Annotated in this window: 22 protein-coding genes; 10 read left to right on the top strand and 12 right to left on the bottom strand. The window is 70.6% G+C overall.

Annotated elements, in window-relative coordinates:
- Nucleotides 1-92: 92 nt before the first annotated feature.
- A complete protein-coding gene (locus DJ69_RS06535; protein WP_099254875.1) occupies nt 93-665 on the bottom strand; it encodes a GNAT family N-acetyltransferase in 573 nt (190 codons plus the stop codon).
- 113 nt (nt 666-778) lie between these two features.
- Between DJ69_RS06535 and DJ69_RS06540 the strand changes: the two genes are divergently transcribed.
- Nucleotides 779-1,057 (top strand): DNA-directed RNA polymerase subunit L, encoded by a 279-nt coding sequence (locus DJ69_RS06540; RefSeq protein ID WP_099254876.1) that lies wholly within the window; start codon nt 779-781, stop codon nt 1,055-1,057.
- A gap of 147 nt (nt 1,058-1,204) precedes the next feature.
- Nucleotides 1,205-2,233, top strand: coding sequence for a glycosyltransferase family 4 protein (locus DJ69_RS06545; RefSeq protein ID WP_099254877.1), 1,029 nt, complete (start codon nt 1,205-1,207; stop codon nt 2,231-2,233).
- Between the two features lie 88 nt (nt 2,234-2,321).
- On the opposite strand, the gene DJ69_RS06550 is transcribed toward DJ69_RS06545, so the two are convergent.
- Nucleotides 2,322-2,681 carry a DUF7510 family protein gene (locus DJ69_RS06550; protein ID WP_099254878.1) on the bottom strand — a complete coding sequence of 120 codons (360 nt, stop codon included), beginning with the start codon at nt 2,679-2,681 and terminating at the stop codon, nt 2,322-2,324.
- A gap of 143 nt (nt 2,682-2,824) precedes the next feature.
- Here DJ69_RS06550 and DJ69_RS06555 point away from each other — a divergent pair, with 143 nt between their 5' ends.
- The 4 genes from DJ69_RS06555 to DJ69_RS06570 all read left to right on the top strand — a co-directional run bounded on the left by DJ69_RS06555 (nt 2,825) and on the right by DJ69_RS06570 (nt 7,245).
- On the top strand, nt 2,825-4,099 hold the full coding sequence (locus DJ69_RS06555; RefSeq protein WP_099254879.1) for a Single-stranded DNA binding protein: 1,275 nt from the start codon (nt 2,825-2,827) through the stop codon (nt 4,097-4,099).
- On the top strand, nt 4,096-5,781 hold the full coding sequence (locus tag DJ69_RS06560; RefSeq protein ID WP_099254880.1) for a hypothetical protein: 1,686 nt from the start codon (nt 4,096-4,098) through the stop codon (nt 5,779-5,781). Before DJ69_RS06555 ends, DJ69_RS06560 begins: the two co-directional genes overlap by 4 nt.
- The gene (locus DJ69_RS06565; RefSeq protein ID WP_099254881.1) at nt 5,781-6,593 is read left to right on the top strand and encodes a metallophosphoesterase; all 813 of its coding nucleotides are present in this window, start codon (nt 5,781-5,783) and stop codon (nt 6,591-6,593) included. Before DJ69_RS06560 ends, DJ69_RS06565 begins: the two co-directional genes overlap by 1 nt.
- 76 nt (nt 6,594-6,669) lie before the next feature.
- The gene (locus DJ69_RS06570; protein ID WP_099254882.1) at nt 6,670-7,245 is read left to right on the top strand and encodes a putative phosphothreonine lyase domain-containing protein; all 576 of its coding nucleotides are present in this window, start codon (nt 6,670-6,672) and stop codon (nt 7,243-7,245) included.
- Between the two features lie 36 nt (nt 7,246-7,281).
- On the opposite strand, the gene DJ69_RS06575 is transcribed toward DJ69_RS06570, so the two are convergent.
- The 6 genes from DJ69_RS06575 to DJ69_RS06600 all read right to left on the bottom strand — a co-directional run bounded on the left by DJ69_RS06575 (nt 7,282) and on the right by DJ69_RS06600 (nt 14,805).
- Nucleotides 7,282-7,743, bottom strand: a complete 462-nt coding sequence (locus DJ69_RS06575; protein WP_099254883.1) for a Zn-ribbon domain-containing OB-fold protein — start codon at nt 7,741-7,743, stop codon at nt 7,282-7,284.
- Nucleotides 7,740-8,900 carry a thiolase family protein gene (locus DJ69_RS06580; protein WP_099254884.1) on the bottom strand — a complete coding sequence of 387 codons (1,161 nt, stop codon included), beginning with the start codon at nt 8,898-8,900 and terminating at the stop codon, nt 7,740-7,742. The genes DJ69_RS06575 and DJ69_RS06580 overlap by 4 nt, the downstream gene beginning before the upstream one ends.
- Nucleotides 8,901-8,979: 79 nt before the next feature.
- Nucleotides 8,980-11,280 (bottom strand): DNA mismatch repair endonuclease MutL, encoded by a 2,301-nt coding sequence (mutL, locus tag DJ69_RS06585; RefSeq protein ID WP_099254885.1) that lies wholly within the window; start codon nt 11,278-11,280, stop codon nt 8,980-8,982.
- Nucleotides 11,281-11,449: 169 nt separating this feature from the next.
- On the bottom strand, nt 11,450-12,511 hold the full coding sequence (locus tag DJ69_RS06590; RefSeq protein ID WP_099254886.1) for a sugar ABC transporter permease: 1,062 nt from the start codon (nt 12,509-12,511) through the stop codon (nt 11,450-11,452).
- Nucleotides 12,508-13,503 carry a carbohydrate ABC transporter permease gene (locus DJ69_RS06595; protein WP_099254887.1) on the bottom strand — a complete coding sequence of 332 codons (996 nt, stop codon included), beginning with the start codon at nt 13,501-13,503 and terminating at the stop codon, nt 12,508-12,510. Before DJ69_RS06595 ends, DJ69_RS06590 begins: the two co-directional genes overlap by 4 nt.
- A 15-nt stretch (nt 13,504-13,518) precedes the next feature.
- Nucleotides 13,519-14,805, bottom strand: coding sequence for an extracellular solute-binding protein (locus DJ69_RS06600; RefSeq protein ID WP_180271738.1), 1,287 nt, complete (start codon nt 14,803-14,805; stop codon nt 13,519-13,521).
- 195 nt (nt 14,806-15,000) lie between these two features.
- Between DJ69_RS06600 and DJ69_RS06605 the strand changes: the two genes are divergently transcribed.
- Entirely contained in the window at nt 15,001-16,134 is a 1,134-nt protein-coding gene (locus tag DJ69_RS06605; RefSeq protein WP_099254888.1) for an ABC transporter ATP-binding protein, read from the top strand.
- A 57-nt stretch (nt 16,135-16,191) separates the two neighbouring features.
- Here DJ69_RS06605 and DJ69_RS06610 read toward each other — a convergent pair whose 3' ends face one another.
- The gene (locus DJ69_RS06610) at nt 16,192-17,223 is read right to left on the bottom strand and encodes a glutathione S-transferase family protein (RefSeq protein ID WP_099254889.1); all 1,032 of its coding nucleotides are present in this window, start codon (nt 17,221-17,223) and stop codon (nt 16,192-16,194) included.
- A 344-nt stretch (nt 17,224-17,567) separates the two neighbouring features.
- On the opposite strand from DJ69_RS06610, the gene DJ69_RS06615 reads away from it, so the two are divergent.
- A complete protein-coding gene (locus DJ69_RS06615; RefSeq protein ID WP_099254890.1) occupies nt 17,568-18,368 on the top strand; it encodes a DUF7388 family protein in 801 nt (266 codons plus the stop codon).
- Nucleotides 18,369-18,411: 43 nt separating this feature from the next.
- Entirely contained in the window at nt 18,412-19,683 is a 1,272-nt protein-coding gene (locus DJ69_RS06620; RefSeq protein WP_099254891.1) for an NAD(P)/FAD-dependent oxidoreductase, read from the top strand.
- A gap of 93 nt (nt 19,684-19,776) precedes the next feature.
- On the opposite strand, the gene DJ69_RS06625 is transcribed toward DJ69_RS06620, so the two are convergent.
- From DJ69_RS06625 to DJ69_RS06630, 3 genes are all read right to left on the bottom strand, one after another.
- Nucleotides 19,777-20,235, bottom strand: a complete 459-nt coding sequence (locus tag DJ69_RS06625) for an Hsp20/alpha crystallin family protein (protein ID WP_099254892.1) — start codon at nt 20,233-20,235, stop codon at nt 19,777-19,779.
- A gap of 3 nt (nt 20,236-20,238) precedes the next feature.
- The gene (locus DJ69_RS18270; RefSeq protein ID WP_180271739.1) at nt 20,239-20,394 is read right to left on the bottom strand and encodes a DUF7559 family protein; all 156 of its coding nucleotides are present in this window, start codon (nt 20,392-20,394) and stop codon (nt 20,239-20,241) included.
- Between the two features lie 62 nt (nt 20,395-20,456).
- The gene (locus DJ69_RS06630; protein WP_099254893.1) at nt 20,457-21,998 is read right to left on the bottom strand and encodes an ATP-binding response regulator; all 1,542 of its coding nucleotides are present in this window, start codon (nt 21,996-21,998) and stop codon (nt 20,457-20,459) included.
- A 190-nt stretch (nt 21,999-22,188) separates the two neighbouring features.
- On the opposite strand from DJ69_RS06630, the gene DJ69_RS06635 reads away from it, so the two are divergent.
- On the top strand, nt 22,189-24,066 hold the full coding sequence (locus DJ69_RS06635; RefSeq protein WP_099254894.1) for a radical SAM protein: 1,878 nt from the start codon (nt 22,189-22,191) through the stop codon (nt 24,064-24,066).
- Nucleotides 24,067-24,069: the final 3 nt, after the last annotated feature.

The following is a 24,069-nucleotide window of genomic DNA, read 5'->3' on the forward strand; positions in this document are numbered from 1 at the left end:
GGCGGGACTAAGGGGCAACCGCGAGTCCTCGCAGGTGGGGCTTTGAAACCGTTAACCGTCGATCCCGTACTACCGAAACGGCGGTCACACAGTTACTCCACCTCCCGCGTCAGCTGCTCGCGGTACGGTTCGAACCCGTGTTTCTCGTAGAACGCCATCGCTCGCTCGTTGTCGACGTCGACGTCGAGCCGGAGCTCGCCGCAGTCCCGCTCCCGAGCGTCGGCCGCCGCGCGCTCCAGGAGCCGGCTCGCGACGCCGCTCCCCCGGTACGGCTCCCGGACGTAGATGTCGCCGACCACCAGCCGGTCGGGACGGTCGAACACCGTGGGGCACTCGTCGACGCTCGTCGAGACGAACGCCACGAGCTCGCGGTCCGGCTCCGGGACGCCGGGGGGCGCGGGGTCGGTCGGGGCGAGGGCGTCGCCGTCGGTCGCACCCGGATCGGCGTCCGAGCCGGCCGCGACGACCCACACCCGGCGGTCCGGGTTCTCCCGCAGCAGGCCGAGCTGGAACTCGGTCTCCGCGGCGATCAGCTCTCCGTCGGGTCGGTCCGCGAGCGCGTGTCTCGCCACATTCGCTGCAAGGTCGCGGTGATACGGGAGCCACAGCTCCGCCGCGTACCGCTCGACGGCGGCCTCGGTGGCCGGCAGGCGTCGGATCTCCATACGGCGGCAACCGGAGCCGGCGGCATACGCTTTCGGGTCGCGTGGGGACCGGTCGCACCTCTCGATATTCGGGAGACGAAAGCTTGAAACGCCGCTCGCTCGACCTGACAAACATGAAACTGCGGGTCATCGAGAAAACCGACACGGAGCTCCGCATCGAGATCGCCGGCGAGGACCACACGTTCATGAACGTGCTGAAGGGCGTCCTGCTGGAGACCGACGACGTCGCGGCCGCGACCTACGACATGAACCCCGAGCAGTCCGGCGGCCAGACGGAGCCGGTGTTGACGGTGAAAGCCGAGTCCGGCGATCCGCTCGACGTGCTCGCCGACGCCGCCGGGTCGATCACCGACCGCACGGACGCGCTGCGCGACGCCGTGAAGGCGGCCTGAACCGGGACCGACGAGCGTTTCGGAGCGTCTTTTCGTCCGCTTTCTCGCCCTTCACCCTCCGCTCTTTCCCGCGAGCCGCCCGGCCGAACGAGGGGCATACCTAAGTGCCGACTCCCGAAACGGGGAGGTATGCCGCCGAGCGTACTCATGCTGGGATGGGGATATCCGCCGAACATCACCGGTGGGCTCGACGTTCACGTCGGTGAACTCTTCTCCGGGCTCCGCGACGACTTCGGGGTGGACGCCACCCTCGTGTTGCCCGCGGAGTTCGCGCCGGACGACGAGCCGGGGATCGAGCCGGTCGAGACGGGGAAGGGGGACGTTGCGGCCCGCGTCGACCGCCTCAGCGACCGGTTCGCGGATCTCGCTCCGGACCACGACGTGATCCACACGCACGACTGGTTCGGCTACGGCCCCGGCCGACAGGCCGCGCGCGCGTCGGACGCGACGTGGGTGTCGTCGTTCCACTCGCTGGCGAGCGACCGCAACATCGACCCGCCGACCCGCGAGGTCGAGACCGAGCGCCGCCTCGCGAACGCCGCGGACACCAACATCGCGGTCAGCGAACTCGTGCGCGAGGACATCCGCGAGCTGTACGACGCCGACTCCCGCGTCGTGTACAACGGCTTCTCGACGCCGAAGTTCTCCGGGAAAGACATCCGCGAAGACCTCGGAATCCACGGCGAGATGCTGTTCTTCGTCGGGAGACACACGGACCAGAAGGGGATCTCGCACCTGCTGTACGCGATGCGGAAGCTCCACCGCCACGACGTGACGCTCGTCGTCGGCGGATCGGGCCACCAGACCGACCAGCTGAAGCGGTTCGTCGAGCTGCTCGGCATCGAGGACCGCGTCGAGTTCGTCGGCTACGTTCCGGAGGCGGAGCTGGGCGACTACTACGCCGCCGCCGACGCGTTCGTCTCCCCCTCGTACGCGGAGCCGTTCGGCATCACGATCACCGAGGCGCTGGAGTCCGGAACGCAGGTCGTCGCCACGCGCTCGGGCGTCGCGGAGGTGCTCCCGGACGACTGCCTCGTCGAGGTGGAAGTCGACTCGGAGTCGATCGTCGACGGGATCGCGACCGCGCTCGACCGCGAGGAGCCCCCGGCGTACGAGCGGCGCGAGTGGTCGGACGTCACCGAGGACACGCTCGCCGTCTACGAAGACGTGGCGTAAGACGCTCGGCACTCCGCTCGGCGTTTCTCAACTCGTTTCCACTGGTATCGACCGCGGCTCACCGCGTCTGCCCGGCGCTACTCGCCGGCTAGTCGCCGCCGCTCGCGTCGCCCGCGTCGCCGTCGACAGCGCTGCCGTCGCCGCGGTACACGTCGAACTCGGTGGCCGCCTCCGGGTGGGTGATCCGGAAGCCGTCCGCGGTGTCGATCACGCCCCGTGTGCTTCCGGACTCGCCGCCGTACGGGCTCTCCTCGCCGTCGACGCCGCTCCCGCCCTGATACGGCGAGGTGTACGGCGACTCGGAGACGGGCTCGTCGAAGTCCTCCGGCGGGAGGTAGATCCGCTCGCCGCTCGCCGAGCGCACGACGACCGCGATGTCACGAGTTCCGCTCACGTCGATGACGGTCCGCTCTCCCGTGACGCGCGCGTCGATGTCGATCTCGTCCATGCCCCACGTTGCGGACGGGGGCGGTTTAGCACTACCGGCGCCCGCGGCCGACGAGGTCCCGGAGGCGGGCGACGGGCACCGCGGATCCGAGATCCGGGAGGGGTGGTGAACCCTTTTGTGCGGTCGCGTCGAACTCCGACCCGATGGACGTCAACAGCCATGCCGAGGAGCTCGCCTCCGACCTCGGTGTCGACAAAGAGGAGGTCAAAGCCGACCTGCAGAACCTGCTGGAGTACAGCGTCCCGATCGACGAGGCCAAACAGAGCGTCCGCCGGAAACACGGCGGGGGTGGCGGCGGCTCGACGCCGACGCCCGACGCCGTCGACGTGGGCGAGATCACCACCGACCACGACGGCGTGACGGTCACCGTCAGGGTGCTCACGCAGGGGACCCGCACGATCCGGTATCAGGGCGACGACCTCACGATCCGCGAGGGGGAGATCGCCGACGAGACCGGTGTCATCTCCTACACCGCGTGGCAGGACTTCGGCTTCGAGCCGGGCGACTCGCTGACGATCGGCAACGCCGGCGTCCGCGAGTGGGAGGGCGAGCCCGAACTCAACCTCAACGACTCCACCACCGTCGCCATCGCCGACGAGCCCGTCGAGGTCGATCGGGCGGTCGGCGGCGACCGGAGCCTCGTCGACATCGACGCGGGCGACCGCGGGCGTAACGTCGAGGTCCGCGTGCTGGAGGTCGACGAGAAGACGATCTCCGGGCGGGACGGCGAGACGGAGATCTTGGAAGGAGTCGTCGGCGACGCCACCGCGAAGCTGCCGTTCACCGACTGGCAGCCCCGCTCCGAGCTGAAGCCGGGCACCGACCTCCGGATCGAGGACGTGTACGTCCGCGAGTTCCGCGGCGTCCCCTCGCTCAACCTCACGGAGTTCTCGACGGTGACGCCGCTCCCGGACCCCGTCGAGGTCGCCGAGGACGCGCCCCGGCTGTCGATCGCCGAGGCGGTCGGCTCCGGCGGCATGTTCGACGTGGAGATCGTCGGCAACGTCCTCGAGATCCGGGACGGCTCCGGGCTCATCGAGCGCTGTCCGGAGTGCGGCCGCGTGGTCCAGAACGGCCAGTGTCGGAGCCACGGCGACGTGGACGGCGAGGACGACCTCCGCGTGAAGGCGATCGTCGACGACGGCACCGACACCGTCACCGTCGTCCTCGACGACGAACTGACCGCCGAGGTGTACGGCGGCGGGCTCGACGACGCCCTCGACGCCGCGAAGGACGCGATGGACAAGGCGGTCGTCGCGGACGACATCGCCGACTCGCTGGTCGGGCGCGCGTACCGCGTCCGCGGGAACCTCTCGGTCGACGACTACGGCGCCAACCTCGACGCGACCGAGTTCGCGCTCGCGGACGACGACCCCGCCGACCACGCCCGCGCCGCGCTCGCGGAGGTGGGCGAATGAGCGACGACGGGCCGGGCGCCCGCGAGGTCGCCCACCGGCTGTTCGCCGCCGAGTTCGACGACGCCTCCCTCTCGTACTCCGAGAGCGACGAGGAGCGCGCCCCGAACTACGTGGTCACGCCGACCGGCGCGCGCGTGAACCGACTGTTCGTCGCCGGCGTGCTCACCGAGGTCGAGCGCGTCAACGACGAGACGCGCCGCGGGCGGGTCGTCGATCCCACCGGCGCGTTCGTCACCTACGCCGGGCAGTACCAGCCGGAGGCGCAGGCCTTCTTAGAGCGCGCCGACCCGCCGTCGTTCGTCGCGCTCACGGGGAAGGCGCGCACCTTCGAACCCGAGGACTCCGACCGCGTGTTCACCTCGGTCCGGCCCGAGAGCCTCAACGAGGTCGACGCCGACACTCGCGACCGGTGGGTCGTCTCCGCCGCGGAGGCCACGCTCGACCGGCTCGCCGTCTTCGCGGCGGCGCTCGACTCCGACCTCCGGGGCGAGGCGCTCCGCGCGGCGCTCGAATCGGGCGGCGCGCCCGCCTCGCTGGCGGCCGGAATCCCGAAGGCGATCGCCCACTACGACACCTCGACGGCCTACGTCGAGGCGCTCCGGCGGCTCGCCGTCGACGCCCTGGAGCTGATCGCCGGCGACCGCGACGAGGTGCGCGCCCTCGAGGCCGCGCCCGACGAGGGCGGCGAGGCCGCGATCGGCGCGCTCCCGGAGACCGACGTTACGATCGAGGCGCCGACCGACGCGGTCGCCGACTCGTCGGCGGCCGATCCGGCGGTGTCCGACTCCGAACAGCCCGAACCGGTCTCTGAGACGGACTCCGAGGCCGCGGAGGTCGAGACGACTGAGACGAGTGAGGCAGCCGAGGCGACCGAAGCGACCGAGACGGCCGAGGCGACCGAGACGATCGACTCCGAATCGACGGAGTCCGCCTCGATCGGCTCCGAAGCATCCGACGCTGCCGATGCTGTCGACACTGCGGACGCCGCCGACGCCGCCGACGCCGCGGCTGTCGACTCCGACTCCGCACCCACCGGGACCGAGTCCGCCGCGTCCGTGCCCGACCCCTCGGAGACGGAGTCCGAGTCCCTCGACGCCGAGCCGGAACCCGACCTCGGTTCCGAGCCCGCCGACGAGAGCGACGGACTCGGCGACTTCGACGCCGGAGCGGGCGACGCCGGCGAAGCCGGCGCGGAGAGCGCCGACGTCGACCTCGACGAGCCGCCGACCGAGCCCGCCGCCGACGAGATGTACGAACTCGACGACGCGGAGCGCGAGGAGATCGAGTCGGAGTTCGGCACCGACTTCTCGACCGGCAGCGAAGTCGACGAGCCCGGCGAGGCCGACATCGACGTTCCCGACCCCGAGGAGATGGAGGAGCCGGCCGCGGCCGAGAGCGCTGACACGGCCGCGGGGCAGTCGGACGCCGGCGCGCAGCCGGCGGACGAGGTGCCGGCGGGCGACGAGGCGGGCGAAACGGCCGCCGACATCGACCTCGAAGCCGCGGTCGTCGACGCGATGGGCGCGCTCGACGACGGCGACGGCGCCGACCGCGAGGCGGTCGTGGAGGCCGTCGCCGACGATCACGGGGTCGCGGCCGACGCGGTCGAGGACGCGATCCAGGACGCGCTGATGAGCGGGAAGTGTTACGAGCCGGGCGACGGCATGCTCAAACCGATCTGATGACGCCGGGGGCGTCGCCCGCCGTCGAGCCGGTGGTCGGCGAGCCGGCGGCCGTGGCCGACCTCGGGAGCGAGCGCGCCCTGCTGGTCGCCGACGTGCACGCGGGCATCGAGGTCGGGCTCCGCTACGAGCGCGGCGTCGAGCTCGACAGCCGCGCCGCCGAGCGCCGCGAGCGCCTCTGCGATCTGATCGCCGAGACCGACGCCGACCGACTGGTGGTTCTCGGCGACCTCGCACACCGGATCGCGGCGCCGGAGGGCGACGAACGCGAGGAGCTCGTCGAGCTGGCCCGGGCGGTGACGGACCGGGTCCCCATGACGCTCGTCGAGGGCAACCACGACGCCGGAGTCGCGGAGGCGTTCGCCGACGATCTGGACGTGATCGGGGCCGGCGGCGGGATTCTCGGCGACGGCAGCCGCGGCGCCAACGGCGCGTCCCCCCGCGGAGACACGGGAATCGGCGTCCTCCACGGCCACACGTGGCCCGATCCCGCACTCCTCGACGCCGACGTGGTGTGTATGGGCCACGAGCATCCCCAACTGCGGCTGGAAGACGCGGTCGGCGGGTCGCGCGTGGAGCGCGCCTGGCTCCGCGGACCCCTCGATCCGGCGGCGTTCGTGGAGGGGGACGAGCATGCTCCCTCCGAACCGCCCGAACTCGTCGTCTTTCCCGCGTTCAACGAGCGCTCCGGGGGGACGTGGATCAACGTCGACGGCCAGTCGTTCCTGGCGCCGTTTCTCCCGGAGGCCCTCCCGTCCGGCGACGCCTACCTGTTGAACGGGACGCGACTCGGCGACTTCCGACGGATCTGAAGGGGCGACGCTCCTCCCCGGCTCGCCGCCCTCCCGCGCCGGGAGCGTTTTTCTCTCGCGGGACGAAACGACGCCCATGACCGTCGACCGCGCGCCGACCGAGATCGACGAGGCGGGGTGGCACTGGCTCCGGGTCAAACACGTAACGGGATTTCCGCGGGACGCCCGGGACGGCTACTTCCCGGAACACGATGTGACGCGGCCGGCGGCGACGACGGAGGCGCACCTCCCGGCGATCGAGGCCGACGAGGAGTCGCTCCCGGCCGACGCCGAGACCGTCGCCGACGCGGACCGGCTCGCTCTCGAAACGACGTACCTGAGCGGGAAGTGGCTCGTCGAGCGCCCGCCAGAGGCGGTGGACGACCTCTGGGAGGCGGTGGTCGACGATGTCGCGGCGGGGCGCTTCTGGGACGCGAAGGTCTCGACCCGCGCCGGCTGCGAGGCGTTCGGCGAGACGGAGCACGCGGTGCTCGTGTTCACGCCGAACTACTTCGACCGGAGGGACGTCGATCGGGTGCGACGCCGGCTCAGGGACGCCCACGGGGTGACTCGAGAGATCCGGTACCGCCCGGACGTGTACACGCTTGAGGGCGTCCACGAAACGCGGCTCGGCCCCCTCACCGACTCGGGCTCGGCGCGATTCAGAGGTTGAGCCGGCGACAGCGCCGGCGGCTCGCGGCGTCGCCGACTACTCGACCGGCCGGAACCGGAACCCGTCCCACGCCTGGCTCTCGGGTTCGCGGATCCCGGCGCCCGGTTCGCGCAGTTCGCCGGCGTAGACCGGCTCGACGCGGTCGCCGATGTCGACGTCGAACGTCTCCCCGGAGTCGTCCTCCCGTCCGGCGATCTGTCCGAGCGCGCGGACGGCCGGGCCGTCGTACTCGTCGCCCAGTTCGAACTCGACGATAGCGAGGGTGTTGGGTTCGCGGACGCCCGGCGGCGTCGCCGTCGAGGTGGTCCACGTGAGGACGTGCCCCTCGTACTCGCGGAGGTCGACCGTTCCGACGCGCTCGGCACCGTTCGGGCTCACGGTGTGGGGCGGGTAGGTGACGGTGCCGTCCGCGTACTCGGCGGCCTCGAAGGTCGGTTCGGCGGTCTCTTCGCTCCCGTCTCCCGCGTTCGCGTCGTCGGTCGCGTCGTTGTCGCTCATTGGTTACCCTCCAGAATCGTCGTGGTCACGCAGTTCCCGAACCCGCCGACGTTGCAGGCGAGCCCCGTGTCGGCCTCGACCTGCCGCGGGCCGGCGTTGCCGGTGACCTGCTCGAATATTTCGTACACCTGTGCCACCCCGCTGGCGCCGAGGGGGTGCCCCTTCGACTTGAGGCCGCCGGACGTGTTGATCGGGAGGTCGCCGTCGCGGTCGGTGACGCCCTCCTCGACCGCCTTCCACCCCTCGCCCTTCTCGAAGAAGCCGAGGTCCTCGCTCTGGAGGAACTCGAGGATGGTGAACATGTCGTGGAGCTCCGCCACGTCGATGTCGTCCGGCCCGATCCCGGCCATCTCGTAGGCGATATCGGAGGAGTCGACGACCCCGCCCATCGTCGTCGGGTCCGCGCGCTCGTGGACGACGTGGGTGTCGGTCGCGCCGCCGATCCCCGAGACGACCGCGTACTCGTCTTCGGGGACGTACTCCGCGGCGACCGACTCCGGACAGAACACGAGCGCGGCCGAGCCGTCCGTGATCGGACAGAAGTCGTACAGGCGGAGGGGGTCGGCGACGATCGGCGAGTCGAGCACCGTGTCGAGGTCGACCTCCTTCCGGAACTGCGCGTGGGGGTTGTCCACGCCGTTCGCGTGGTTCTTCACCGCCACCTTCCCGAGGCTCTCGCGCGGCGCGTCGTACTCGTCGAGGTAGAGCCGCGCCGTGAGTCCCGCGAAAGAGGGGAGCGTCACGCCCTGTTTGTACTCGACCGGGTGGGTGAGCGACGCGATCACGTCGGTCGCCTCGGCGGTCGTCCGGTGGGTCATCTTCTCGCCGCCGACCAGCATGGTGAGGTCCGACGCGCCGGAGGCGACCGACTGCCACGCGGCGTACACGCCGGCGCCCCCCGAGGAGGAGGTCTGGTCGATGCGGGCGGTGTAGGCGGGCTGTGCCGCCAGATCGTGGGCGAGGGCGTTCGGGACCCCGGTCTGCCCCTCGAACTCGCCGCTGGCCATGTTCGAGACGTACAGGTGATCGAGGTCGTCGCCGTCGATTCCGGCGTCGTCGAGCGCGGCCGCGCCCGCCTCCGCCAGCAGCTCTCGCACCCACGCGTCACGCTGCCCGAACGGGGTCATCGACGCGCCGATGATCGCTACGCGTTCCATACCCGTGGGTCCACGGCGCCCGCCTAAAGCGTACCTCTCTGCGGTCGGCGAGCGACCGATCGACCGTCGTCCTCGCGGCTCACTCCCCGCGTCGCCCGGCGTGACCGGGGTAGTCGCGCTCGAACCGGGAGCCGATCTCGTCGCGGTCGAGGCGGATCACGACCGGGCGCCCGTGCGGGCAGGTGTACGGGTTCTCGCACGCGTCGAGCCGGTCGAGCAGGTCGACGACCGCCCCCTCCGTCAGCGAGGTGTTCCCGGTTACGGAGGGGTAGCAGGCGAGATCGGCGAGCAGCTCGTCGACCACGTCGGTCACCGGCTCGTCGCCGGCGGCCGCGTCGTCGACGAGCGCGGAGAGCACGTCCCGAACGAGGCCCGGATCGAGCGCGGCGTCGAACACCGCCGGGACCGACTCGACGATCACCTCGCGCTCGCCCGCCCGCTCGGCCCGGAAGCCGACTCCCGCGAGGTCCTCGACGAACTCCTCGAACAGCGCCGCCTCTCGAGCGGTGAGCTCTATTCGGACGGGCTCCGCGAGCGCCTGCGCGTCCGCGCCGCCGGCGAAGGCGGCCTGCAGGCGCTCATAGTTCACGCGCTCGTCGGCGGCGTGCTGGTCGATCAACACGAGCCCGTCCGGCGCCTCGGCGACGACGTACGTCTCGTGGAGCTGGCCGAGCACCCGCAGCGGCGGGAGCGAGTCGTACGTGCGCTCCGCGGTCGTCGCCTCGCCGTCGAGCGTCCGCTGGGCGGTCGGGGTCGAGCCCGAGTCCGCCGCTGCCCCCAGTTTCCGTTGTCCCCCCGACGTGTCGACAGCGGCGTCCGTCGCGGAGTCGGCGGCGTCGTCCGTCGCGGAGTCGGCGGCATCGGGCCCGGAAGCGTCAGAACCGTCGTCGTCGTCCTTCCCGCCCCCACCGCTCTCGTCCGGCTCCGACTGCCAGTTCCGCGGCGAGGGGCGGTCGGTCGCGGAACCGCCGGACGTGTCGGGGGGAACCGACTCGCTGGGAGTGACCGACTCGGCCGCTTCCGCCCCGACGTCGCCGACCGCCCACGCCTCCTCGTCCGTGGGGTCCAGTTCGGACGCGCCGGTCGCGGACGCGGCGGCCTCACCGCCGCCGTCGTCGTTCTGATCGTCGCCGTCGTTCGGACCGTCGCCGCGCCCCGCCTCGCCGCTCCCCAACTTGCCCCCGTTCCGATTCCGTCCGCTCCGATCGCTGAGCGCGGCGCGTTCGTGGTCGGTCCCCGCGCCGCCGACGGCCTCGGTCTCCGGAGACTCGGGGGCGACCGCCGTCTCGTCCGGGGCGGACTGGCCCCTCGGAGCCGTCGACCGGATCAGCCCGTGGTCTAGGAGGGCCTCTTCGACGGCGTCCTCGACGGCTTCGCGCACCGCCGGCTCCTCGTCGAACCGGACCTCCAGCTTCCGGGGGTGGACGTTCACGTCGACGTCGCCGGGCGGGACCTCGACGAAGAGCACCGCGAAGGGGTACCGGTCGGGCGCGAGCTGGCCGCCGTACGCGTCGAGGACGGCCTCACGGAGGGCGCTCGCGGTGACGTACCGACCGTTGACGTAGGTCGCCAGGTACTCGCGCGTCGACCGGGTCGTCTCCGGGTGCGAGACGAGCCCGCTGACACCTCGAACGGGCGGGCTGGCGGCGGAAGCGGGGTCACCGGCGGAGTCCGGGTCGCTCCCCTTCGGCTCCCACTCAACGTCGACCATCGCCTCGGCGACCTCGCGGCCATAGACGGCGAGGACGGCCGACCGGAGGTCGCCGTTCCCCTCGGTCGCGAACGTCTCTCGCCCGTCGTGTTCGAGCGAGACGGCGACGCCGGGGTTGGCGAGCGCGTAGCCCGTGACGACCGTGTTGACCCGGTCGAACTCGGTGGCGGTCCGCTTGAGGAACTTCTTGCGTGCCGGCGTGTTGTAGAAGAGGTCGTCGACCTCGACGGTCGTCCCCTCGGGGCAGCCGGCGGGACGCACCTCTCCCACTTGGCCGCCCTCGACGGCGATCTCCGCCCCCGCGTCGGCGCCGGGCGGGCGGGACCGGACGGTGAGCCGCGACACCGCGCCGACGGTGTACAGCGCCTCGCCGCGAAAGCCGAGGGTGCCGACGCCGCGGTCGAGGTCCTCGATGTCGCCGATCTTCGAGGTTGCGTGCTCGGCGACCGCGGCCTCCAGTTGCCCTTCCGGGATGCCGACGCCGTCGTCGCGGACGCGGATCCCCTCGGTGCCGCCGGCCTCGACCGACACGGCCACGCGCGTCGCCCCCGCGTCGAGGCTGTTCTCGATCAGCTCCTTGACGACGCTGGCCGGGCGCTCGACGACCTCGCCGGCCGCGATGCGCTGGACGGTCCGCTCGTCCAACCGCTCGATGTTCGGCGGCTCCATTGCTACCCGTTGGTGGGCCGAGCGCGCACTTGAACCCGTTGTCGGCGGCGGCGACGCCGGACGGAAGGTGTGTCGCACGGCGAGCCGATAGAAAACGGACCGAAAGCGGACTGAAAGCGGACCGAAAGCGAACCGAAAGCGAGCCGAGGCGGAACCGGGACGGAGCCGCTTAGCCTTCCATCCCGCCGAACGAGAGGCCGTCCTCGACGGAGCGCTGCGCCGCGAAGTAGACGATCGCGACGGGGAGCGCGAACAGGTTCGCGAACGCCGCGAACCGCGTCCACGGCGTGGAGAACCGCCCCTCGGTCGCGATGTTGTACAGCTCCACCGAGAGCGGGTAGTTCTCGGGGCGCAGCAGCGTCTGGGCGATGATGAACTCGTTCCACCCGGCGAGCCAGACGAAGATGAGCACGACGGCGAGCCCCGGCTTCGTCAGCGGGAGGATGACCTCCCGGATCGTGTCCAGGAAGCTCGCGCCGTCGACCATCGCCGCCTCCTCGTAGGAGACGGGGATGTTGTCCATGTACGTCTTCAACAGCCACGTGTTGAACGGGATCGCCGACGCGGCGTAGAACAGCCCGAGGATGAACAGGTTGTTCGTGAGTCCGTACGTGCTGAACAGCGAGTAGAGGGCGACGAGCGTCGCGATCGACAGCCCGGCGCCGATCTGCGTGAACAGCACGTAGCCGTAGAGGATGCGCTTGCGCCCCACGAACTGTCGGCGCGAGAACGCGTACGCGGCCGGGACGATCATCCCGAAGCCGGCGACGAGCGTCACGCTGACGATGTAGAGGCTGTTGAACAGCGCGCCGGGACCGGTCTCGGTGCCGGCCCATCGGAAGCTGACCAGCCCGCTCTCCCCGCCGAGGACGAGCTGGGGGTACCCCCAGTCGCCGTCGACGAAGAAGAAGTCGGACTCGAAGATCACCCACCGGTACGCGCCGAGGTTGTACGTCGTCGGATCGGGGAAGATCCCGCTCGTGTTGAACAGCCGCGACCCCTCCGCCAGCGACGCGGTCGTGATCCAGAACAGCGGGAACAGCAGGACGAGCACCATCGCGAGCCCGAACAGCGTCATCAGGACGCTCTTGGTCACGTCCCACGCGGTGCGCTTCCCGGTTCGAACGTCGTACACGGCTCGCTGGACCATGACGGCGAACCGCTGCGGGGCGGTCGCGAGCGCGATCAGCTTGGCGGCGACGAACGACGCGAACGCGCGGATCGCGCTCATTCGTCACCCACCCCCTCCGCGAGGCCGCCGTAGCGGACGGCGGCGTACATGAACAGCCCGACGAACGCGATGCCGACGATCAGGATCGCGGCCGACAAGCCGAACTGGTTGAACGTGATCGCCTCGCGGTAGCCGTAGACGATGATCAGTTCGTTTTGCCGCGACGGACCGCCCTGGTTGAACACCCACGGGATCAGGAACTGCTGGAACGAGGTCGCGGCCGTGAGGATCGACGCGAACAGCACCGGCCCCTTGATCGCGGGGAGCGTCACGGTGCGGAACCGCTGGAGCGCCCCCGCGCCGTCGACCATCGCGGCCTCGTGGAGCGACCGGGGCACGTCCTGCAGCGCGCTCACGATGATGATCACCATGAACGGGTACGCCAGCCACACCTCCGTGGTGACGTACGCGAAGAACGCCTCCCACCGACCGCTGAGGAAGCCGATCGGCACGTCGAAGAGGAGGAGTTCCGGCGCCGACACCGACGACATGAGTTCGTTGTACCGGCCCAATATCGTGTTGAAGACGCCGTAGCGGGCGTCGCTGAACATCCCGCGCCAGACGGTGATCGTGAAGATGCCGGGGAACCCCAGCGGGACGATCACCGCCGCGCGCATGTACCGTTTGCCGGCGACGCGCACGTGATTCAACAGCAGGGCGATCCCCACCGCCAGAAACACCTTGAACACGAGCGAGACGGCGACGAACAGCCACGTCGTGAACATCGACGTACGGAACTGCGGGTCCGCGATCAGCTGGACGTAGTTTTCCAGCCCGATCAGCTGCGCGCCGCCCCCGATCACCGACCCGGCGAACGTCGCGTCGGTGAGCGAGATGTAGAAGAGGTAGATGATCGGATACAGCATGAAACTGGAGAAGAGGATCGCGCCGGGAGCGACGAGCAGGAGCCCCCAGTCGCGGGTGGAGAAGGGCAGCGCTGCCCGGAGGCGCGACAGCCCGCTGACGTCGGTGCCGAGTTGCGAAGAGGCCATGGTCCCGAACGGGGCCTACAGCGCCTCCCGGATCTCGGAGGCGGCCTGGTCGAGTGCGGCGTCGCTGTCCTGCTCGTCGTTGAAGACGCGCTCCAACGCTTCGGTCACGGGCGTCCAGACGCTGTCCATGTCGGGGTGCGTCGGGATGGGGACGCCGTGGTCGACCTGCTGGGCGAACGCCTGGACCTCGTTGGAGAGGTCGTCGTTGTTCACCACGTCGGCGAGCACGGGGATGTACCCCTGCTCTTCGGCGTTGGTCTGGATGACGTCCTCGTTGGTCGTGTACCACTCGGCGAGGCCGGTCGTGGCGTCGACCGTCGACTGCTCCGCGTCGGCCAGCATCGCGCTGAAGTAGAACAGCTGGATCCCGGAGTAGGAGCGCGGGTTGTTCCCGTCGACGGTCGGGAGCGTCGTGACGCCCAGATTGTCGATCTCACCCTGCAGGTTGCCGAGCTCCCACGGACCGTTGATCGCGAACGGCGCGAGGCCGTCCGCGAACGCGACGATCTGCGACTCGTAGCCGGGGTCGGACGGGACGTACTCGGACAGCGTTTCGAGCGCGTCCATGCCTCGCTTACACGCGTCGCTGTCGACGGTCACCTCCAGCTCCTCCTCGTCGAAGATGTTCCCGCCGTACGCCTGGATGAACCCGCTGACGAAGTAGGGGTCCGTCACGGGGTACGAGAGCCCGTACTGTCCGTTCTCCGGGTCGTGGTGCTCGTCCATGATCGAGACCATCTCCTCCATCGTCTCGGGCGGCTCGTCGACCATGTCCTCGTTGTAGAACAGCGCCACGGTTTCCGAGGCGAACGGAAGCCCGTAGAGGGACCCGTCGAACTGGGCCGCCTGACGAGCGGTCTCGGTGTAGCTGTCGAGCGAAACGTCGACGTCGTCGCTCGCGTCGTAGAGGAACGGCGGGTCCTCGCGGACCGCGAACCGGCCGACCCAGTCGTGGGCCCAGATCCACGAGTCGGGACCGTCGCCGGCCGGAATCGCCGTCTCGAGCTGCTGGTCCAGCTCGCCGCCGGGCGCCTCCTTGTTGATCGTGTTCCCCGACTCCGACTCGTACTGGTCGATGTAGCCGGTGATCGCCTCGTCCTCGGCGTCGGAAAGGTCGACCCACAGCCGGGCGGTGCCCCCGCTTCCGCCGTCGGAGCCGTCGCTGCCGTCGGACGCGTCGCTCCCGTCAGACCCGTCGGAGCCGTCCGATCCGTCCCCGCCGGTGCTGATACAGCCCGCGAGCGCCGTGAGCGCCGTCGATCCCCCCACCGCTTTCAGAAGCGTTCTACGTTTCTCGTTCATGTGTTCACAACAAACGATGAATTACATATTCATACATTTAGTACTTTGGGTCGGATTCGCAGAACCCCGATAAACGCGGCTTGACGCCCGAGTACTCCGCGATGCGCCTGATAGAAATATTTGGGATGAGATCGTTCCTCACATATCGAAAAAACAGCAAAGAACTAATATGCCAGTAGGACCGTTCTCAGGGAAATGGCACGAGTCACGCTCGATACGCTCCGGAAGGAGTTCGACCGGGGGACCATCGTCGCCGTCGACGACATCGACCTGGAGATCGGGGACGGCGAGTTCGTGACCGTCGTCGGGCCGTCGGGGTGCGGGAAGACGACCACGCTCCGGATGGTCGCGGGTCTGGAGGAACCCACGTCGGGCGCCGTCAGGTTCGACGACGAGGACGTCACCGACGTCCACGCGAAGGAGCGTCCGGTCGCGATGGTGTTCCAGAACTACGCGCTGTACCCCCACAAGACGGTCATGGGGAACATGGAGTTCGGGCTCAAGATGAGCACCGACATGGCTCCGGACGAACGCCGCGAGCGCGTGACCGAGATGGCCCAGATGATGGGGATCGAGGACCTGCTCGACGACAAGCCGGACGAGCTCTCCGGCGGACAGAAACAGCGCGTCGCCCTCGGCCGCGCCATCGCCCGCGAACCCGAAGTGTTCCTGTTCGACGAACCCCTCTCGAACCTCGACGCCAAGCTCCGCACCGAGATGCGCGCCGAGATCCAGAAGCTCCAGAAGGAGTTCGGCGTCACCGCGATGTACGTCACCCACGACCAGGAGGAGGCGATGACGATGGGCGACCGCCTCGCGATCCTGAACGACGGGAAGCTCCAGCAGGTCGGCAAGCCCACCGAGGTGTACCAGAACCCGGTCAACAAGTTCGTCGCCGGCTTCATCGGTTCGCCCTCGATGAACTTCGTCGACGTGGAGGTCGAGACCGACGGCTCGTCGGCGACGATCCGGAGCGACGACGACGGGCTCGCGTTCGAACTCAGCGACGAGTACGTCGCGGGCCACGAGCTGGAGAACGCCCCGTACACGCTCGGCGTCCGCCCCGAGAACATCCGGATCGTGGAGAACCCGACCGGCGACGAGACCCTGACCACGACGGTCGAGGTCGTCGAGCCGATCGGCTCCGACAACTACGTCCACCTCGCGATCAACGAGGACTTCCTCGCGCGGTCGACCCCGGACATCCTGCCCGAGACCGGCGACGAGGTGGGCGTGGTGTTCGAGGAAGCGAACATCCACCTGTTCGACGCGGAGACCGGCGAGGACGTGTTCCTCACCGAGGAGGAGATCGCGGCTGCGGTGGCCTGACCCGGCCCGCCTTCTCGACGTTCGATTCGCGATCCGCGCCGCCCGCCCCGTTTCGCCTCAGTCCGCCGCGTCCGGCGTCGGCGCCTCGCCCCCGAGCCGGTCGCGGTCGTGCCCCGCTTCCCAGTCGAGGTCCGGCCCGCGAGCGATGATACCCGTCGGAGTTACGTCCGGGTGAGTCGTGTAGTAGTGCTCCTTGATGTGGCTCATCATCACCGTCTCGGCGACCCCCTCGGTCTGGTAGAGGTCGCGCAGATACGGCCAGAGCTGCTCGTACTGGTGGATGAACTTCTTGTTACACATGAAGTGCGTGTGGTACACCTGATCGAACCGGACCAGCGTCGTGAACATGCAGATGTCCGCTTCGGTGAGCGAGTCGCCGACGAGGTAGCGCTGCTCCGCGAGGTGGTCGTTCCAGCGGTCGAGCGCGCCGAACAGGTCGTCGATCGCCTCGTCGTAGGCCGCCTGCGAGGTCGCGAACCCGGCGCGGTAGACGCCGTTGTTGACGGGCTCGTAGATCTCGGTGATCACCTCGTCGACCGCTTCGACGGTCGCCTCGTCGTCGGGGCCGGGCAGAAGCGACGCGTCGTTGCCGAGATCATCGAACGCGGTCGAGAGGGTTCGGAGGATCTCGCGGGACTCGTTGTTGACGATCGTCTCCTCCTCGGTGTCCCACAGCACGGGGACGGTCACCCGGCAGGTGGCGTCCGGGTCGGCCTCGACGTACAGCTCGCGGAGGTAGTCGCTGCCGTGAAGCCTGTCGGGGGTACACCCCTCCTTCTCCGGGGAGAACTGCCAGCCGTCCTCCCCCCGGTACGGGTCGACGACCGAGACCCCGATCGCGTCTTCCAACCCGAGCAGCGACCGCGCGAGCAGCGTCCGGTGCGCCCACGGACAGGCGTACGAGACGTACAGGTGGTACCGGCCCGCCTCGGGCTGGAACCGGTCGTCCGGCTCGGCGTCGATGTGGTCGGGCACGTCGCTGCCGGCGATCCAGTTCCGGAACGCCGTCTCGCCGCGCTGGAACGAGCCCTCCTCGTCGGTCGCCTCGTACGTGTCGGTCCGCCACTCGCCGTCGACGAGCTGATTCATGCTCGCCCGTACGGACGCGAGCCCCATAACGTGGGCGGGGACGCGCGTGTCACCGGTGACCCTGCGTGTAACCGGCCTCCCTCGATCCCGCTTCCTCCCGATACGGCTTTCCTCCCGATACGGCTTTCCTCGTCCCAGCGGCGACGGCGCGGCGACGGAAATATTGCTGCGTCGCGACGGGTTTATCAGACGCACGCGATTACTCGCTGCTAGTCATGGCCGCACAGGCGATGGATCGCGTTCCGCGATCGTGATGAGGTCTTCTCCGTGAGTATCGACACCGCGCCCCGAACCGACGCCTCGCACCCGAGAGCAGCCGCGCCCGCGATCGAGGTGATCGCCCGATGCTGACCGGCCGCGAGGCGGTCGCTCGCACCGGCATCGACGCCGTGGCGCTGAAGCCCGCCGAGTGCGACGTGTCGCGGGCCGCAGCACTCCCCGTCGACCGGGTGACGATCGACTACGAGGGCCGCGAACACCTCCCGGACGCGGAGACGCTGGCCGACGTGGCCGACGAGACGGAGCTGTACGTCACCACGCCGGTCCGGGTTGACGGGTTCGACCCGCTCGGCGACGACTCGCTGGTCGATCGGATCCCGGACGCGGCCCGCCGGGTGCTCGTCGCGGGCCACGGCGCCTACCTCTCGGAGGCGGAGTCGTCGCGCGCGGTCGCACCGCGGCTGGGTGCCGCGCGGCGCGACGCCCCCGACGCGTGGGTCGGCACGGAGGGCGTCGAGCGCGTTGCGCTGGCCGCGGGCGGGACCCAGTTCGAACTGCTCTCCCGGTCGACCGACCGCGACGTGCGCGCGCTCCGGGCCGCCGGGTTCGACGGCGAACTGGCCGTCTACGCGCCGACCGTCCTGACCGACGACGAGGACGCCGTCCTCGACGCCGTGGGCGCGTACGTCTCCCGTCGTCGGCCGGTCGCTCGCGCACTTCCGGACGGAGACGGGGCCGACGACGCGCCTCCCACGGACGCCTCGGCGACCGGTCGCACCCGCGAGGTGCTCTCGGCGGCCGCGCGGGACTTCGCGCTCGTCGGGTCGCCCGACACCGTCCGCGAGCGCGTCGCCGACCTCCGCGAGGCCGGCGTCGACCACGTGGTCGGCTACCCGGCGCGCGGGATCGACGAGTTCCTCTCGTAGCGAGCGCCGCCGTTTTTAACACGACGCACCGCGACGCGTCGGCATGAGCCGAGACACGCCGTCGGGGAGCGCCCGCCACGGCGAGGGCGAGGGACCGGCGGTCGCGGTCGTCGGCGGCGGCGCCGTCGGCGTCACCGCGGCCGCCGACCTCGCGGCCCGAGGCGCCGACGTGACGCTGTACGACCGCGGCGGCCTCGGCGCCGGGAGCTCCGGGCGCGCCGCGGGCGTGCTGTACGACGCGTACGCCGAGGACGTCGACGCCGCGTTAGCCGCCCGGGCGATGGAGCGGTTCCGGGCGCTCGACCGCTCGCTCCCCGAGTTCTCGTTCACGTCGTGCCCCTACGTCATCGCCGTCCGCGAGGGCGACGCGGACGCCGAGGCCGTGCCGGCGATGGTCGACCGGATGCGCGCACACGACCGCGCCGTCTCGCTCGTCGACCCCGCGGCCCTCGCCGACCGGTTTCCCCTCGTCACTGACGACCTCGCCGTCGCCGCGGTGGCCGACGGCGCCGGCTGGTGTGACCCCGCGAGCTACGTCGCCGCGATGGGCGAGCGCGCACGCCGGGCGGGCGTCGCCGTCGAGACCGACACCGCCGTCTCGCTCGCGGGTGACGGTCCCGAGCTGCGGGTCGGCGCCGTGGATCGACCCGCCGACAGCGGAGGGTTCGACGCGGTCGTCGTCGCCGCCGGCGCGCACACCGCCGACCTCCTCGGCGGCGCCGGGATCGAGGTCCCCGTGGTCCCCTACCGCGTGCAGGCGCTGACCGCCGGGCTCGGTGCGGGCGGCGCGGCGAGCTACGACGGGCCGATGGTGTACGACGCGACCGCGGGCGCGTACGTCCGACCGCACCCGACCGGGCTGCTCGCCGGCGACGGCACCGAGCCGGTCCCGGCCGATCCGGACGAGTACGACCGAACGGGCGACGACTGGTTCGTCGAGTCGGTCTCGGCGACGCTCCGCGAGCGGCTCGCCGCGGTCGGCGAGGGCGGGGCAGACGGCGCGGACGGCCTCCGCGTGGAGCGCGCGTGGGCCGGCCTCTGTACGGCCACGCCCGACGGCGACCCGCTGGTCGGGCCGGTCGGCGACCCCGCCGACCGCGTCTTCGTCGCCGCCGGCTGGCAGGGCCACGGGTTCATGCGCGCGCCGGCGACCGGGGAGCTCGTCGCGGAGGGCGTGTTGGCGTCGCTGGAGGGGGTCGACGCGGACTCTCCCGAATCCCCGTGGATCGACGCGTTCGATCCCGACCGGTTCGACGGCGACGAGGCGTTCGACATCGCGGAGGGGATGTCGGTCGAGAGCCGAGCGAGGGAGTGAGCGACTGAGAGCGAGCGGCAGAGAACGAGCGACTGGGACAGGACGAGGGGGTACGCGAGAGCGTCCGCGCGAGGGGCTGCCGAGAACTCCGGATCAGGCGTCGGCGGCCGGGTCGGCCTCCGCGTCGGGGTCCGCCTCCTCATCTTCCTCCACCACGGCCACGTCGCGGCCGTCGTCCTTCTTCGGGATCTCCACTTGGAGGGTGCCGTTCCGCGTGAGCGTCGCGTTCGCGCCCTGCGGCGTCACGTTCGCGTCGCGGGGGAGCTCGGCACTTCCGGAGAGCGAGACGCCCCGCCCGGGAAACAGCATCTCGTAGCCGTCGTAGAAGTCGCGGAACCGGTCGAGCTCGACCTCGACGGTGTGATCGAGGAACGTCACCTTCAGGTCCTCACCGCGGACGCCGGGGGCGTCGAAGACGACGAGGTAAGCGTCGTCGCTCTCCAGCAGATCGCACGAGAGCGGCCGCCGCTCCTGCATCTTGCTCCACCCGCGGCCGACGCGTTCGAGGGCGCGGCGGACGACCGACCGGCCCGTCTCGACGAATCCGCTCACGAGTTACACCTCGATTTCGGCGAGGTTACTCCCGCCGCAGTACGGGCACGAGAGGTCATCGACCGCGTGGTCGTCGGGCACGTCGTAGGTGTAGTGGTTCTCGAACATGTCGAGCTCGCAGTCGTCGCTCTCGCATTTGACCTCCATCGTCGATGGCATATACGGAGACGTTGTGGCGGCGTGGGCTTAAACGGCGTGGCGGCGGCGGTCTCCTCCCCGCCTCAGGCGGCGGGTTCGGTGCGCACCTCGATCCGGGCGCCGTCGGCCCCGTCGACCGCCTCGACGGTCCAGCCGTGCGCCTCCGCGATCCGCGAGACGATGCCGAGCCCGAACCCGGTCCCGTCCGCGGCGGTGGTGAAGCCGGCGTCGAACACCTGGTCGCGCACCCCGTCCGGGATCCCGGGGCCGTCGTCGGCGACGAAGAACCCCTCTCCGTCGTCGAGTTCGCCGACGCGCACGGAGACGGCGTCGCCGCCGTGGTCGATGGCGTCGCCGCCGTGGCCGATGGCGTCGCCGGACTCCGCCCGGCTGCCAGTGGAGCCGTGCTCCACGCAGTTCCGCACGAGGTTCTCGAGCAGTTGGACGAGCCGATCGCGGTCCGCCTCGACGGTCAGGTCCACGTCGGCGTCGAGCGTCGCGTCGTCGGTGGCGACCCCCGACCAGCAGCGCGCGGCGGCGGCGTCGAGGTCGACCGGCTCCGTGTCGGTCACCCGTTCGCCGTTCCGCGCCAGCGTGAGGAGCTGTTCGATCCGCGTCTCCATCCGGTCGTGCGCGCGGGCGGCGTGGTCGAGGTCGGGGTCGTCGTGCCGCTCCCGCGCCAGCTCGACGCGCCCCTTCGCCACGGACAGGGGGTTCCGGAGATCGTGCGAGACGACGCTCGTGAATGCCTCTAACTCCTGGTTCCGCCGTTCGAGCTCGGCCTCGTACTGCTTCCGCTCGGTTACGTCCGTGATGAACCCCTCCAACACCGCGGTCCCGTCGACGGTCGATTCGACGAGGCAGCCGCGCTCCCACATCCAGCGGACCTCGCCGTCGCGCGTTCGTATCCGGTAGGCCGCCTCGAACTCTTCGCCCGTGTCGATCGCCGCTTGGACGGTCTCCCACGCCTGCTCTCTGTCGTCCGGGTGGATGACTTCCTCACCCCAGACGACCGCGTCGCTCGCGAGTTCCTCCGTGGTGTACCCGGTGATCGGCTCGCTCTCGCCGCGGACGAACTCCATCGGCCACCCCGGCGCGTTCCGGCAGCGATAGACGAAGCCGGGGAGGTTGCCGATGAGCGTCTCCAACCGGCGCCTGTCGCGTTCGCGCTCGCTGCCCTCGCCGCGGTCCCGCACCCGTTTGACGGCCGCGCGAACGCGGGTGCGCAGCGTCTCGCCGTCGGTGACCGGCGCCGGGTCGCCCCCGCCGCCGGTGGCGTCGTCGTCCGTCTCCCGCTGCCCGAGGGGTACGTAGTCGGCGACGCCGGCAGCGACGGCCTCGCTCGCGACGCGCTCGGACCCCGATGCGGTCGCGAGCACGAACGGGACTCCGGGGTCGCGGTCGCGGACGTTTCTGAGCAGTTCGAGCCCGTCGCTCTCCCGGAGGTCATACCCCGAGACGACGCAGTCGAACCGCTCTCGACGCAGTCGCTCGGCAGCCGACTCCGCGCTCGGCTCGACTGCGACATCGAACCCGTCGTCCACCCAGTCCCCGTCGAGGATCCGACTCTCGCCCCGCTCCGGAACGCTGAGGACGCGGACGGTCTCCTCGGTGGGGGCCGACATATTCGCTTGTTAACTGTCGCTATCATAATGTTTGCGGGAGTGTCGGTTCGGTCCTCTCGGGACCGGCACCGTCCGGGCGGCGGGACGCTCGGCGGGGGGACACGGCCAGCGTCCCGCTCCCGACGCCGGCGGCTCGCTCCCCCGACGTTCCGCACGCTTTTCCCGTCTCGGCCGACTACGGTGGCGTAACATGACCGATTCGCCCGCGTCGGGCTGGGGTTCGCTCCCTCCCGACCCGAACGACCTCTCCGTCACCATCGTCGACGGCTACGTCGACGAGCCGGCGCATTTCGGCGTGCCGCCGTACATCTCGACGTACCCGCGGTACACGGCCGGCGCGCTCGTCGACGCGGGCGTCCCCGAGTCGCAGATCACGTACCACACGATCGACGAACTTCGCGAGGATCGGGGGAAACACGCGGCCGTCGCGAACGCGGACCTCATGGTGTACGTCGGCGGGATGACCGTCCCCGGGAAGTACGTCGGCGGGACCCCCGCGGAGCCGGACGAGGTGCGCGAGCTGGGGTGGACCGCGGACGGCGTCACCCTGCTGGGCGGGCCGGTGCGGTTCGGCGTCGGCGAGGAGAACGCGGGCGCGACCGAGACCGAGCGCGACGACCTCGACTACGACTTCGTCGCCATGGGCGACGTGGAGGCCGCCGCGTACGACCTCGTCAGCGAGGGGTTAGAGGGGTTCGGCAACCGGATGCGCGACAACGCCGAGATCGACCGGTGGGCCGAGAAGGGGGCGTTCGTCGTCGAGCAACACCCCAACCACCCCGACTACCTCATCTGCGAGATGGAGACTTCCCGCGGGTGCGCCTACCGCTGTTCGTTCTGCACGGAGCCGCTGTACGGGAGTCCGGCGTTCCGCGAGGCGCGCTCGGTCGTCGACGAGGTCGACGCGCTCTCGGACCGCGGCGTGAGGCACTTCCGTCTCGGCCGGCAGGCCGACATCCTCGCGTTCGGCGGCGACGGCGAGGCGCCGAATCCGGACGCGCTCCGCGAACTGTACGGCGGGATCCGCGAGGTCGCGCCCGACCTGCGGACGCTCCACCTCGACAACATGAACCCGGTGACGATCACGGACTACCCCGAGGCCTCTCGCGAGGCGATCCGCGTGATCGCCGCGCACAACACGCCCGGCGACACCGCGGCGTTCGGGCTCGAATCGGCCGATCCGGTGGTCCAAGAGGAGAACAACCTGCTCGTCACCGCCGAGGAGTGCCTGGAGGCGGTCCGCGTCGTCAACGAGGAAGGCGGGTGGCGGCCGGGCGACGCGCCGGCGACGACGCCCGGCGGCGACGACCGGGTGACCGGCCCCTCGACCGGCCCGGACGCCTCCCCGCGGCTGCCGAAGCTCCTCCCCGGGATCAACCTCGTTCACGGCCTCACCGGCGAGCGCCCGGAGACGTACGAGCACAACAAGGCGTTCCTCCAGAGCGTCTACGACGAGGGGCTCATGCTCCGGCGGATCAACATCCGACAGGTGATGGCGTTCGCGGGCACGGAGATGGCCGAGACGGGCGCCGAGGTGGCACAGGAGCATAAAGACCAGTTCCAGGCGTACAAACGCGAGGTCCGCGAAACGGTCGACAACCCGATGCTCGACCGGGTCGTCCCGCCGGGGACGGTGCTCCCCGACGTGCACCTGGAGTACCACCAGGACGGCAAGACGTTCGGACGCCAGCTCGGCACCTACGCGCTCCTCGTCGCCGTCCCCGGCGAGCGGGAGCTCGGCACCGCCATCGACGTGGCGATCACGGACCACGGCTACCGCTCGGTCACGGGCGTTCCGTACCCCCTCGACGTCAACGCGGCGTCGATGGACGAGCTGACCGCGATCCCCGGAATCAACCGGAGCAAGGCCGGCGACATCGTCGTCGGCCGCCCGTACGGCTCGGTCGAGGCGGTCGACGCCGGCGTCGCCGACCTCTCGCGGTTCGCCGTCGCCGACGACACGAACGTCCCGATCCCGGGACGAGACCGCGCCGGATCGGGGCCGGGTCCCGCCGCGCGCTCCGGGCTCGACCGACGCGACGGCTCCTCCGTCGGACGCGGGGACTGAGGA

The organism is Halorubrum persicum (assembly GCF_002727125.1).
Taxonomy (GTDB): domain Archaea; phylum Halobacteriota; class Halobacteria; order Halobacteriales; family Haloferacaceae; genus Halorubrum; species Halorubrum persicum.